Here is a 12,648-nt window from a genome sequence, read left to right as displayed (position 1 = left end):
ACGACGTCCACCTGCCGCACCTGGCCGTCGCGGCGGACGGAAAGCCGCACCCGATCGCCCGGGTCGATGGCGGTGTAGCGGCGCCCGCCCTCTTCCGTGGTGATCAGCGCCCCGCCCACGGCCACTAGCGCGTCGCCGTTGCGAAGCTGCCCGTTCGCCGGGCCGTCCGCGCGCACTCCGCCAATGCGCGGCTCGCCGCCGTCAAAGCGCATCTGCATGCGCCGCGGGTCGGTGGCGTCCATCCGAAAGCTGCACCCCGCGCACGACAGGTTGTCGAAGCCCAGGTCCGCCACCACCATCTCGTCCGGGCCGCAGCGGCCGGCCTGCGCCATCGCCGGAGCGGCGGCCAGAAGGGCGGCCACCACCTGCGCCCGTGTCGTCCAGTTCGTCATTCTCATCATCCGCTCCCTCGCGGCTCGTTGTGCGTTCAGAACCACAGGACCTGCTGGTGCGCCCGGTGCGCCGCCGCCGTGTCCTGCCGGGGATTGCTCGCCATCACCGCGCCCGCCACCGCGTCGTTGGGGGCGATGCGCACCATCTGCCCTGCGGCCGCGCGGAACAGGTGGGTAGCCACCTCGCGCCCCTGCGGGTCCGCCGCGCCGGCGCTGTCACGCGCCGCAAGCTGGTGCAGCGCCTGGATGTACGCCGTCCCGGTCTGCTGCACCAGCAGCGCCGTCTGCTGGTCGTTGCGGGCCTGCACGGCGCTCACCACCTGGGCCGTGGTGCGTCCCCCCATCCACTGCCCCACGGCGACGCCGCTGGCGAACAGCGCCACCGAAGCCGCCACCGCGCCGCCCAGCCACGCCATGGGCAGCCGGCGGATGCCGCGGGGGGGCGCGGCCTGCACCAGCCCGGATTCGCGAAGGGCGCGCACCGTGCGCTCTTCCAGCAGGCGTCCCGGCTGGCGTTCGCGCGGCAGGCCGCGAAGGGCCTGCCGGAGCGCGGGGGGGAGTTCGTCGTCGTGCGGATCAGGCGTGTTCATGGGCTTCCTGCGTGTGGGGCTCCAGCAAGCGCCGGAGCGCCCTGCGTGCATGGGACAACTGGCTCTTGGAGGTGCCAGGCGCGATGCCCAGCCGCTCCGCGATCTCGTCGTGCGTGTAGCCCTCGACGTCGTACAGCACCAGCACCGTGCGGTAGCCGGTGGGCAGCAGGGCCAGCGCCCGCTCGATGTCGATGCGGTCGCCGTCCGCGGCCGGGGGGCGGGACGGCTCCGGCGTGTCCGCCTCCATGGGCAGCTCCCACCGGCCCTGCCGGCGCAGCAGGCTGCGAGCAACGTTCAGCCCGATTCCCGTGAGCCACGTGCCGAACGCGGCCTCCCAGCGAAAGGTGGCCAGCGCCGAGGTGGCGCGGATCCACGTTTCCTGCACCACGTCTTCGGCGTCGTGCTCCGCGCCGCCCACAATGCGCAGCACGAACTGGAATAGCCGCGGCGTGTGCCGGGTGTAGAGTTCGCGAAAGGCGTCTTCATCTCCGCGAAGGAGAAGGGCCTGCGCGAGCGACTGGTCGGATACCGCCGGGGCTTCGGCTCTCATGGTGCAACTGAGTGGCGCCGCGACGGCGGATGGTTGCATGGACTCACCGTCTGCCGTCGCGTCATCATGGCCAGGGACGGAGCAAGTGGATGCACAGCAAAGGGATGCGGGTGATGAACGGATTTTGGTGGATCGCGGTCCGCGCCGTCCGGCCCGTGCCGGCGATGATGACGGACCTCGTGAGGCACACGGGAGGTTTCTGATGATCAACTGCGCGCGGCGGATCGCGGGACCGCGGATGATGAACAACGCGCGGCGGATCGCGACGCCGATTCTCCGGGACGATGCGCGGCGGATCGCGCGGCCGATGATGATGGGCGGGTGGCGACTGGCGGCACCGCTGGCGATCAGCGGATGGCTGGCCGCGTGCGCCGCGCCCGTGCCGCCGCCGCAGCCCGCGCCGGAGCCCGTGGCGCAGGCGCCCGCCACGCCTCCACGCCTGCCGCAGACGCCCGTGCGGGAGGAGCCCGCGCCAGCTGCCGTGCTGCGCGCCCTGGGCTCCGAGCGTCTGGACGACCGCACGCTGTCCGCGCTGGGGCTGAGCGGGCGGGAGAAGGCGAACGGGCCGGATTACCGGTTGCGGGAATCCGTTCCGCGGAATCTTGCGTCCAGCGTGCCGCGGACGCTTGACGGGCTGCAGCTGTTCATCGCCGACCCGGCGGAGGGCGGATGGGTGGCGTTCTACCGCGATCCGCTGAGCGCGGGCGAACTGGGGCGCAACGCGCGCTTCCGGGCCGTGCTGTATGGGGCGGATGGAGGGCGCCGGTGGGACCTGCCGCTGAACCCGCTGCTTTCCCGCGCGGACCACCTGGAGATCCAGGACATCCGCTATGCGGACGGGCGGCTCTACTTCAATGAAGCGTGCCAGTCGTACTCGCGCGAGGCGGGCGGCGCGTGTTCGGCGCTGGTGCGGGTGGATCCCGTGCGGCGCGTGGTGGAGTGGCGCACGGGCCCGCTGACGTCCAACAACGTGTTCCTGGTGCGCGGCCCGTACATCATCGCCGGCTACGGCTTCACCGCCGAGCCGGACGCGCTGGTTCTGATCGACAGGTTGACGGGCCGCGTGCTGGACCGCAAGCGGCTGGACAGCGCGCACTCGTACCTGGAGTTCGCAGGCGACGACCTCGTCGTCATCACCACCGACCGCGTCCACCGCTTCCGCATCGAATCACCCTGATGCGCGTGAGATGTCGCACCGGTGACCCCAAGCGAGCCGTGATCCCCACGAGTTGCGCGGCTTTGGCGTAAGATGAATGGAATCAGCGCTTTATGCTTGCCTGCACCGGTGCGCAGCATTACGGTGCGGCGATGGCGCCTTCGTGCGCTAGTTTGGCCCACGCCTCGTCGCCTCGCAGCAGGCTTTTGCGTTGGCCTACCTTTCAGCTATCATCTACGGGAATGAAAGTCCGCGAGTTGATCTGGCTTTTGGAACAGGATGGGTGGTGGCTTGATCGGACGCGCGGGAGCCACCGGCAATTCCGGCACTCGCGCAAGTCTGGAACGGTGACGGTGGCCGGCAAGGAAAGCGTAGAGATGCCAATCGGGACTCTGAACAGTGTTCTCAAGCAGGCAGGGCTGAAATGACCTTGGAATACGCGATCGTGATCGAACCGAGTTCCAACGGGTTCGGCGCATACGTCCCGGATCTTCCCGGGTGCGTGGCGGTGGGCGAGTCCCAGGACGAGGTGCGCGCGCTGATTCGGGAGGCGATCGGATTTCATCTGGAAGCGTTGCGGGAGGACGGGCAGGCGGCCCCAGTCCCCGTCTCGCGGGTCGACTACATCCGGGTCGCTCAAGCCGCATGACGCAGTGGGGCCGGACGCGTCCCCGCAGTTCCCTCGCCAAACCTCAGCTCCCCCCGCGTCCTTCACGTGAACCGCGGTTGAGAGGGCCAGCAGAACGAACGAGCCCCGGCCGGAGACGCATCTCCGGGCCGGGGCTCGTTTTCATCGGAACCGCCGTTATCAAAAGTTCGACACGTTCGCTTTGATAACGCGATCCGCTATCAAGAATTCGCCGCCCACCTCAGACCGTTCACTGACCTGGATCAAAGGCTCGGGAACTTGGCCTTAATCTCGTTCACCAGTTCGATGTAGCCGGGGCGCGTGCGGATATCCGGGTGCCACGCCAGGTCGCGCTCCAGCAGGTCGATCTCTTCCTTGATGCGCGCGCCCGGCACGATGTTGCCCGCCGCGTCGCGGTCGCGTCCCATCAGCCAGATGGTGTCGCACACGGCCACTGCGGCAGAGACGTCGTGCGTCACCAGGATGAGCGTGTTGTGCTCGTGCGTCAGGCTCACCTCCTGGATGAGCCGCTGCACGTTCTCCTGCTGAACCACGTCCAGGCCGGAGAAAGGCTCGTCCATCACCAGGTACAGCTCCGAGCAGAGAAGCTGCTGCGCGATGGCCACGCGCTGCCGCTGCCCGCCGGAAAGCTGCATGGGGTACTTGTCGGCGTGCGCGGCCAGCCCGAAGCGCTCCAGGTACTTGAGCGAGGCTTCGCGCGCCCTGGCGCCGTCCATCCCCGCCTGTTTGGCGGCGATCATCAGGTTGCCCAGCACGGAGCGGTGGTCGAACAGCACGTAATTCTGCGCCACCACGCCCACCAGCCCGGGGCTGGCCGGCCGCCCCTCTTCGCCCACCTTCACCGTCCCGGTGTCCGGCTTCAGCAGCCCGGCCAGCACGTGGAACAGCGTGGTCTTGCCAATGCCCGACGGGCCCAGCAGCCCCACCACCTGCCCCTGCTTCATCCCCGGGCGAACGACGTCGCGGATCTGCGCATTCAGGTCGCGCAGCACGGGAACGCCGCCGCGCATCACGCTCACGTTCTGCAGTTCCAGCAGAACGCCGGTGCGCTCGTATGCGAATGACGTGGCCACGGGACTACCTCCGCACCGTGGTAAGGGACGCGTGCGGAACCACCGTGGCCTTGAGCCACGCCAGCGCCGCGTCCTGCAGGAACCCCGCGAGCAGAAACACGATCTGCACGGCCAGGATGGCGGCCAGGTTGAAGTGCTTGTTCTGGTCCATCAGCAGGGCGCCGATGCCGCCCTCGCTGCGGCTGATGCCCTCCACCATGGTCAGCATCATCCACCCGATGGCGGCGTTCTGCCGCAGGGCGTCCAGCGCCGGCCCCATCTGCCCCAGCACGATCACCTCCCACACCACGCGCCACTCGCTCATCCGCAGCGTGCGCGCGTGGTCCAGCTTTTCGCGCGGAACCTGGGCCACCACGTCCACCATGGACGTCAAAAAGAAGGCGGAGATGCCGAACACCAGCAGCGCCACCTTGAGGCGGTGCCCGCCGCCCAGCCCCATCGTAAAGATGAAGGTGAGGCCCACCAGGCTCAGAAAGCGGGCGCGGGTGAGCGCCAGCACAAAGGGACGCAGCGCCGCCACCACCGTGAGGTAGGCCAGCCCCATCGACACGATTGTGGCGATGAGCAGCGACTCGGCGAACAGCGCCAGGCTGGTGGCCAGTTCCGCGATCAGCCCCTGCTGCGAGGTGAGCGCGCCCATGGCCTCGATCACCCGGCCGGGGCCGGGAAAGTAGGCGGGGGCCAGCATCCACATCAGCAGCAGGAGCACGGTCCAGCCGGCCACCAGCATCCAGTATGCGCTGGCCGGCACCCACTGGTTGGGGCGCAGCGCGGGACCCAGAGAAGCCATCAGAAAGTCGGGTGCGGGAAAGAGGATCGGGAGAAAGTGCCCAGGATCAAGTGCCCAGTGCCCGGTGCCAGAAGACCGGGCACTGGGTACTGGGCACTTGGCACCGCCGTTCTCCTCAGCTGCCGATGACGATTTCCACCCGGCGGTTGGCCGCGCGGCCGGCCTCGTTGCGGTTGCTTTCCACCGGCTGCGTGCTGCCGTGCGCAAACACGCGCAGGCGGCCCCGCGGGAAGGTGCTGGCCGAGCGGCGCTCCAGCCACTGCTTCACCGCCATGGCGCGGTCTTCAGACAGCTGCTGGTTGGCCGCCGGATCACCCACGTTGTCGGTGTGCCCGTGCACTTCCACCGCCAGCGAGTTGATGGACAGCACGTCGAACAGCTCCTGGAGCTGCTTCTCCGTCGCCGGCGTCACCTCGGCCGAGCCGGTGGCGAAGGTGATCTGGTAGTTGCGGCGTCCCACCACGCGCGTCACCGGGGTGCTGGCGTCGCCGTAGTTCGTGGTTTCCGCCTGCCCGCCCGTGGTGCCGCTGGCGCCCGCGCGCTGCGCGATGGCGCGCAGGTAGCTCACGTCGAACACCGAGTCGTAGGCCGGAATGCTGGGCACCAGCTCCGGGTACTGCTGCGTCACCAGCTTGCCGAACACCGTGTAGGTGGCGCGCATGCGGCTGGTCTCGGGCGACGTGCCCGGCGCCAGGCCAAAGAGCTGAAGGTTGTCGGCCAGGTTGTTGGCCTTGCTGCCGCCCAGCTCCACCTGCAGCCCCTGCTTGTCGCGCTCGGTGACGCCCTTGTAGTAGCGCTCCCAGTACGCCGCGTCGGCGCCGGACTCCTGGTAGATCTCCTGGCTGATCTCAGCCGCGCGCGTCAGCGCCTGCGGATGCGCCAGCACCTGGTCGCCGCCCTCCAGGAACGCCTGCAGCACCTTTTCCACCGTGGCGCGGTTGTCCTGGTTCCACTTGCGGATGCCGATGAGCACGTGCGGCATCTGCGAGCTGTACTCCTTGGTCGACACGACCGAGACGATGCCGCCGCGCTCGCGGGCCGCGGTCACGTCCGCCGGCGTCCAGGTGACGATTCCTTCCACGCACACGCGGTGGTTGTCCCCTGTGCGCTTGCCGTTCTTGACCACGGGGCGGTCCTCGCAGTAGCCCGACACGTACTTTTCCGCCGCGTCGGTGTAGCTGCTGGTGTTCACCCAGTTGACCGCGTCGGGGTCCCAGGTGCGCTCGTCGGGGTTGTTGGGGATGTTGTTGTCGCCCATGAAGCGCTGGGCGATGTTCCAGTCGCCGTCGCGCAGCACCCCCGCCACCACCCCGCCCCGCATGGTCTGCGGGTCGTCGCGCCACTTCTGCGGGCCCATCAGCTTGTCTTCGCCGCGCGAGTAGCCGCAGCTGCCCACCACCTCGGCGCGGTACTCGGGGCCGAAGCTTTCCACCAGCTGGCCGTTGAGCGCCGACAGGAACGCGCCCGCGCCGTCGCCCATGATGCCGATGAAGTGAATGCCGTCACGCGGCTGCGCCTGCCCGGCGTGCAGCCCCGCGGCCAGCTTGGTGAGCTGCGCCATCAACTGGCTGTTGTCGTCCTGCCGGCTGATGAACACCTTAACGCCCTGCTTGGCCATCAGCGAGCCCTCGGTGGTCACCGGGCCTCCGTTGGCCAGCATGCAGCCCATCTGGCTGTTCCACGCCCAGAAGTTCACCCGCACCTCGGGCGCGCCGGGGAGCGCGGCGGGCTTGTCGGAGGGAAGCCCCGCGAACTTGGCGTTGGACTGGCTCTTTTCCGTGGCCGCGTCCAGCCCTTCGACCTTTTCGGGCACAAAGGAGTTCAGGACCGAGCGGCCGTAGCCGTTCTGCGCCGCGTACCTCAGCCCGAGGCCGATGAGGGCCAGGACGACCAGCCCGCCCAGAACGCGGACGGTCTTTTGTCCCGTGGAAGTCAATCGCATGAGTGCGTGATGATGTCAGGGGGTTGTGCCGCCGGCCGCACCCTCGCGGCCGGCGTTCGTGCGCGCGGCGCTCAGCCCTGTCCGCCGCGCAGCTTGCCGCGCCAGCGGTCTTCCGGCGTGGCGCCCATGGGCGTTCCGCCGGCGATGCCGGTGCTGAAGCCGGCCATGGGGTCGCCCGCGCCCAGCACGCGGGGGATGGGCGCGGCCTTTTCCACCGCGCTCACCTTCTTTTCCGCCTCGGCCAGCTGCGCCAGGCCGTCCTGCCGGAAGGCCATCTGCTGCAGGTCCACGGCGTGGTCAAAGTCCGTGAGGTCAATCAGCGTCTGCAGCTCGCCCAGGCGCTTCTCGTAGTCGTCGCGGATGCGCTCGGCGGCCATGTTGCGCACCTCCAGCAGGTCCGAGTCGCCAAAGATCCCCTGCGCGGCCGTCGTGGCGGCGCCCACCGCGGCGGTGATGGTGTGCTTGTCCGCCAGCTGGTGCGCCTCGTCCTCGGCCGTCTGGATGTGGTAGTCCGCGCGCTTGAGCACGCGCTGCAGAAGGCCCTCGATGTTCTCCATCTGGCCCTTCATGGCGTTGTACTCCTCCATGTCGCGCGCGCGGCGCGCGGCGATCTCGGCGTGCGCGTTCAGCCCGTCGTCGTCCCCGCCGCCCCGGGCGGCGGCGGCCAGGCGAAGGGCCTGCTGACGCTCCTTTTCGCTCTGCGCGATCTTGCTTTCCAGCATGCGGCGCACGCCCACCAGCCGGCCCAGGCGGTCCTGGATCACGGCGCGGCGCTCCTTCATCTGCTTCACGAAGGCGTGCAGAATGCTAACCGGGTCCAGCTCGATGAAGTTGCCGGTCACCCAGCGCGAAATCATCTGCAGGCCGTAGAACAGCAGGGTGCGCGGGCGGTCCCACACGAACACCATGCAGTACACCAGGGCCAGCGCGCCCAGAAGGAACGTGAGGTACAGCGTGTTCTCGGCGATCTCGATCAGCTTGGGCAGGAGCGTGATGAAGCCCCAGGCCAGCCCCACGCCCAAGGCGCCCAGGATGCCCATCCCCACCTTGCCTTCGGGGCGCTGCCAGTAGGTGCGCTTGCCCGAGGGGGCCGCGCCGGAAGAAAGCTCAGGCATCAGCGGGTACCGGAAGTGGGGGTGAGGAGCGGCGCGATGCGCGCGCGCTCGGCGGCCAGCTCGGCTTCCACGACGGCGTAGGAGGCGGCGAACCGGGCGGAGTTTGCGTCAATGCTGGCGCGCGCCTCGGCCAGCCCGGCCTCCAGCTCGGCCTGGCGGGCCTGCAGCTCGCGGATTTCTTCGGCCTTGCGGGCGATGGCGGCGCGGGCGTCGTCGATCTTCTTCTGCGTGCCCCCGATGGCGGCGTCGCTCTCGGCGCCCACCGCCTTCTGGAACGCCTCGCGCTCGCCGGCCAGAATGCGCAGGCGGTCGTCGATGGCTTCCGCCACCTGCTGCGCGGTCACGCCGTGGCTGGCCTGCGCGGCGGCCAGGGCGAGGCTGGCGCGCTGCGTGTCGTCGGGCACGGCGCTCAGCGCGCCGAACAGGGTGCGGAACTGCCCGTAGGCCTGCTTGCCGCTGGCCTGCACGGCGGCCTGCAGCTGCTGCACGAACTCCGGGTCCGGCGCGGCGGCGCCCGCACTCACGGGAGCGGCCGCGGGCGCGCTCACGGGGACGGCGGCGAGCGTCACGTCCACGGGCACGCCGCGGTCCGGTCCGCGCGGGGCCGCGGGGGCCTGCGCGGGCGACTCGGGATCGAACTCCACGAAGGTGCCCAGGGCGTCGCGCCCGGCATCCTTGAGCTTGTCGAAAATGTCCTTCATCGGTGGCTTGGCCGGCGCGGCGCGGGGCCGCTGCTGGGGGTAAGGGAGGCGCGGGTCAGGGGTCCATGCACGGCGCGCATCCCGCTCCGCGGCGCCGCTGCTCCGGTCCGGGCGCGGCGCCGCAAGAACTTGTGTCCCTACGGATTACGCCCGCTGCGTGTTTCGATATGGATCGAATGGCCGGCGTTCGCCGCGACGGCGCGGCGCGCAGGCGGATGGGTATGCTTGGGAGATGGCGGATGTGTTCCGGTGCCCGTGTGGCCGGACGGCGCGGGCGCCGGTCCGGTTGGGCGATAAGTAGAAATGCGGGTGCATCTTAACGACCGCGCCGGAACCAGTCAACGCCGCGGCCCCGTCGGGGCGGGTCCGCGGGCCGGTGACGACGGCCGGCGGCCATTCGCCCGCGGCCGAGTTTCGCCGTCTCTGGTCCCCGCCCATCGAACAGGAGCGTGGATGTCATCCCGAGGGAGCACGGCCCAAGGATCCCGGAGGTCCCGGGCGATCAGTCTGTGCCGTGGCCGATCAGGCCCGCCGCTTCGCCCGTCTGCACGCGCCACAGCGCGGCGTACATGCCGCCGGCGCGCAGCAGTTCGGCGTGCGTGCCCTGCTCCACGATGCGGCCCCGGTCCATCACGCAGATTCGGTGCGCGTTGCGGACGGTGGACAGGCGGTGCGCAATGGCGATCGTCGTGCGGTCGCGGCTGATGTGCTCCAGCGAGCGCTGGATGGCGGCTTCCGTCTCGTTGTCCACCGCGGACGTCGCCTCGTCCAGCACCAGGATGGGCGGGTTCTTCAGAATGGCGCGGGCAATGGCGATGCGCTGCCGCTGCCCGCCGGACAGCTTCTGGCCGCGCTCGCCGACCACCGTGTCGTACCCCTGCGGCATGGCGGCGATGAAGTCGTGCGCCTCCGCCAGCCGCGCGGCGCGTTCCACCTGCTCGGGCGTGGCGGAAAACGAGCCGTACGCGATGTTCTCGCGCACGGTGCCGTGAAACAGGAACACGTCCTGGCTCACCAGCCCGATGGCCCGGCGCAGGTCCGCGAGCCGGATCTCGCGCACGTCGGTGCCGTCCAGCAGGATTGATCCGCCGCCCACCTCGTACAATCGCAGCAGCAGCTTCACGAGCGTGCTCTTGCCCGAGCCGGTTGGCCCGACGACGGCCACCGTTTCGCCCGGCGCGATGCGGAGCGAAAAGTCCGTCAGCACGGGCTCGCGGCCGCGGTAGGCAAAGGTGACGGCGCGCAGTTCCACCTCACCGCGCACTTCGGTGACGGGGAGCGCGCGGTCGCCGGGGTGCGCCTCGATGGGCGTGTCCAGCACGCCGAAGATGCGGCGCGTGCTGGCCATGGCGCGCTGGTACTGGTCCAGCGTGTCGCCCAGGCGCGTGAGCGGCCACAGCAGCCGCTGGGTGATGTAGACCAGAAAGCTGTACGTCCCCACCGCCAGGCTGCCGTTCAGCGCCTGCAATCCCCCGAACACCAGCGTTCCCGTAAAGCCGATCAGCACCAGGATGCGGATGAGGGGAACAAAGGCCGCGCTCATGGTGATGGCGCGGCGGTTGGCCTCGCGGTAGCCCTCGCTCTCCTCCGTGACGCGCCGCAGCTCGTGCCCTTCGGCGGCGTACGCCTTGATGGTGGTGATGCCGCTCAGGTTGTTGGCCAGCCGCGCGTTCACGGCCCCGGCGCGCTCGCGGACGGCGGCGTACAGCGGCTCCAGCCGGCGCTGGAACGCGATGGATCCCCACACCACAAATGGCATGGGGAGCATGGCCATCCACGCCACCTCCGGCGCCATCAAGAAGAAGGCGGCGCCCACCAGGACCACCGTCGTCACCACCTGGATGATCTCGTTGGCGCCCCGGTCCAGAAAGCGCTCCAGCTGGTTCACGTCATCGCCCAGGACCGACATCAGCCCGCCGGTGCTGCGCTCCTCGAAGTAGGCCAGATCCAGGTCCTGCACGTGGCCGTACGCATCCTGCCGCAGGTCGTGCTGAACCGTCTGCGCCAGGTTGCGCCACAGCACGCCGTACAGGTATTCGAACAGCGATTCCAAGAGCCAGACCACGAAGGTGATGGCGGCCAGCACCATCAGCTGCTCCCGCGGCTCCGGGAAGCCGAACCCCGCGATGAGCGACTGCCGGCCGCGCACCACCACGTCCACCGCGATGCCGATGAGCGCTTCCGGCGCCAGGTCGAACACCTTGTTGATGATGGAGCACAGCGTGGCCAGCCACACCGTGCGGCGGTGCGGGCGGCTGTAGCGGATCAGGCGGCGGAGGGGAGAGGGCAAGGGCAGGGGATAGGGAATAGGGATTAGGGAATAGGGAATAGGGAATAGGTGCTCCGGCGCGGGTTCCGGCCCCGGCGCGCGGCGCAAGATACGGAGCAGGCGCGGTGGATGTCGATGGAACCGGGGACGCGGATGCGCCGAGGTGGGCGGGGCGCGGGAGCGCGTGCAGTGCGGAATCGGCGGAGATCGGGCCGGCGGTTGAAACCGCGCCTCGCAACACACGAAGTCCGCCTCCGCGGACTGCGCCGGCGAGCCGATGCGTTCCCGGGCGAGAGTTGGCCGCCGGATTGGTTGAAGCCCCGAACGGCGCCTGTGGGCGCCGTGTCGGGGCTTACCGCTTCTTGAGCGGCGGATTCATCCGCTCAGGGATGCTGGCGCTTCCGCTCATCCGCCGCAGGTAAAGACCAGGCAGCCGGGGAGCGTGATCATGGCGAACAGCAGGGCGGCACGGAAGATTTTACGCGGCATGAGCGGCTCCATTCGCTGAGTCAGACATTCGGATCGTTGTCATTCAGCAAGAGCCTCGCCCGGTCATCAACACAGTTGATGTATTATCCTCAGATGCAGGTGTATCGATATACTCGCGCTCTTCGATTACCGCGTCGCTCAGCGTCGTCTGGAGCCGAAGCGGGTCCAGGATGGGATCCCCTGGCCCGGCGTTCGGCTGTGTCGCTGCGATGCCCTCCGCGGCAAGCGCGGTCAGGAAGTCACGAAGGTCATCCGGTGCGTCGTCCAGATCGGGACTGTACCGGGCTGTTTGCGGCTGGGGCATGGCTCCTCCTCGAGAGCGTATCGGCCATACACATGCCCGGCGGATGCTCCGGCTCGCGGGCCTGCTAAGATGCCGCCCTCGCAGTCCGCGAAGGCGGACTTCGTGCTGTTCCAGCGGCGAATTCATTCGCTCTGGACAGGCCGACGCGCGGGACTGCGTTTCACCCGCCGAAGCGGCCGCCGCAGTCCGCGCAGGCGGACTTTGCGCCTTTGTTGCCGCGAGTTCAGTCGCCCTCATTCCGCGATCAGCCGGATCGCGAGGGCGAGGTCCGTCGCGACGGGGATGTCGGTGAGCACGAGCCCGTCGGCACCCGCCTCCACCTCGGCGCGGCCCGCCTCGGCGCCGCGGCGGGTGTCCCACCGCACCACGGAGTAGCGGCCCGGCGCCAGGCCGGGGACGCGCAGGCCGGCATCCAGGGGCGGCGCATCCTCGCGCAGGCGGCCGTCCGCGGCCAGCGCGTCCGTGCGCAGGAGCCAGACAACCGCCTGCCCCTCATCCCCGCAGGCGCACACCGTCAGCCCCGCCGTATGCAGCTCGATCTCACCGTTCAGGTTGCGGCGGCGGAAGGCGGGCCAGTCCATCAGCTCCAGAAACCCCGTCATGGCCCCCGCCGCCCTGCGCATCCCCA

At 69.5% G+C, this 12,648-nt stretch carries 13 protein-coding genes and 1 pseudogene; 3 read left to right on the top strand and 11 right to left on the bottom strand.

Annotation, left to right across the window (positions count from 1 at the left end):
* The 3 genes from VF665_RS04865 to VF665_RS04855 all read right to left on the bottom strand — a co-directional run.
* Positions 1-401: PDZ domain-containing protein (locus tag VF665_RS04865; RefSeq protein WP_331052289.1), on the bottom strand; the 401-nt coding region annotated here is incomplete at its 3' end.
* A 26-nt stretch (positions 402-427) separates the two neighbouring features.
* Complete coding sequence (locus VF665_RS04860; protein ID WP_331052288.1) at positions 428-982, bottom strand: hypothetical protein; 555 nt, start codon at positions 980-982, stop codon at positions 428-430.
* Positions 969-1,532: an RNA polymerase sigma factor gene (locus VF665_RS04855; protein ID WP_331052287.1), complete on the bottom strand. Its 564-nt coding sequence runs from the start codon at positions 1,530-1,532 to the stop codon at positions 969-971. Before VF665_RS04855 ends, VF665_RS04860 begins: the two co-directional genes overlap by 14 nt.
* A gap of 202 nt (positions 1,533-1,734) precedes the next feature.
* Here VF665_RS04855 and VF665_RS04850 point away from each other — a divergent pair, with 202 nt between their 5' ends.
* From VF665_RS04850 to VF665_RS04845, 3 genes are all read left to right on the top strand, one after another.
* On the top strand, positions 1,735-2,709 hold the full coding sequence (locus VF665_RS04850) for a hypothetical protein (protein ID WP_331052286.1): 975 nt from the start codon (positions 1,735-1,737) through the stop codon (positions 2,707-2,709).
* 221 nt (positions 2,710-2,930) lie between these two features.
* Complete coding sequence (locus tag VF665_RS25860; protein WP_349263100.1) at positions 2,931-3,116, top strand: type II toxin-antitoxin system HicA family toxin; 186 nt, start codon at positions 2,931-2,933, stop codon at positions 3,114-3,116.
* Positions 3,117-3,118: 2 nt separating this feature from the next.
* On the top strand, positions 3,119-3,337 hold the full coding sequence (locus VF665_RS04845; protein WP_349263101.1) for a type II toxin-antitoxin system HicB family antitoxin: 219 nt from the start codon (positions 3,119-3,121) through the stop codon (positions 3,335-3,337).
* Positions 3,338-3,579: 242 nt separating this feature from the next.
* Here the strand turns inward: VF665_RS04845 and VF665_RS04840 are convergent, their stop codons facing one another.
* The 8 genes and pseudogenes from VF665_RS04840 to VF665_RS04805 form a co-directional block, all read right to left on the bottom strand.
* Complete coding sequence (locus VF665_RS04840) at positions 3,580-4,410, bottom strand: ABC transporter ATP-binding protein (protein ID WP_331052284.1); 831 nt, start codon at positions 4,408-4,410, stop codon at positions 3,580-3,582.
* Positions 4,411-4,414: 4 nt separating this feature from the next.
* Positions 4,415-5,200, bottom strand: coding sequence for a hypothetical protein (locus VF665_RS04835; protein WP_331052283.1), 786 nt, complete (start codon positions 5,198-5,200; stop codon positions 4,415-4,417).
* 115 nt (positions 5,201-5,315) lie between these two features.
* Positions 5,316-7,142: an OmpA family protein gene (locus VF665_RS04830; RefSeq protein ID WP_331052282.1), complete on the bottom strand. Its 1,827-nt coding sequence runs from the start codon at positions 7,140-7,142 to the stop codon at positions 5,316-5,318.
* A gap of 71 nt (positions 7,143-7,213) precedes the next feature.
* Positions 7,214-8,257, bottom strand: coding sequence for a hypothetical protein (locus VF665_RS04825; protein WP_331052281.1), 1,044 nt, complete (start codon positions 8,255-8,257; stop codon positions 7,214-7,216).
* Positions 8,257-8,958, bottom strand: coding sequence for a hypothetical protein (locus VF665_RS04820; protein ID WP_331052280.1), 702 nt, complete (start codon positions 8,956-8,958; stop codon positions 8,257-8,259). Before VF665_RS04820 ends, VF665_RS04825 begins: the two co-directional genes overlap by 1 nt.
* 502 nt (positions 8,959-9,460) lie before the next feature.
* Positions 9,461-11,254 carry an ABC transporter ATP-binding protein gene (locus tag VF665_RS04815; RefSeq protein ID WP_414678168.1) on the bottom strand — a complete coding sequence of 598 codons (1,794 nt, stop codon included), beginning with the start codon at positions 11,252-11,254 and terminating at the stop codon, positions 9,461-9,463.
* A gap of 505 nt (positions 11,255-11,759) precedes the next feature.
* Positions 11,760-12,020 carry a hypothetical protein gene (locus VF665_RS04810; RefSeq protein WP_331052278.1) on the bottom strand — a complete coding sequence of 87 codons (261 nt, stop codon included), beginning with the start codon at positions 12,018-12,020 and terminating at the stop codon, positions 11,760-11,762.
* 233 nt (positions 12,021-12,253) lie between these two features.
* Positions 12,254-12,648 (bottom strand): annotated as a pseudogene (locus VF665_RS04805) (hypothetical protein); the annotation flags it as partial.

The organism is Longimicrobium sp., assembly GCF_036387355.1.
Taxonomy (GTDB): domain Bacteria; phylum Gemmatimonadota; class Gemmatimonadetes; order Longimicrobiales; family Longimicrobiaceae; genus Longimicrobium.
This window is presented reverse-complemented; position numbering and strand designations above follow the sequence as displayed.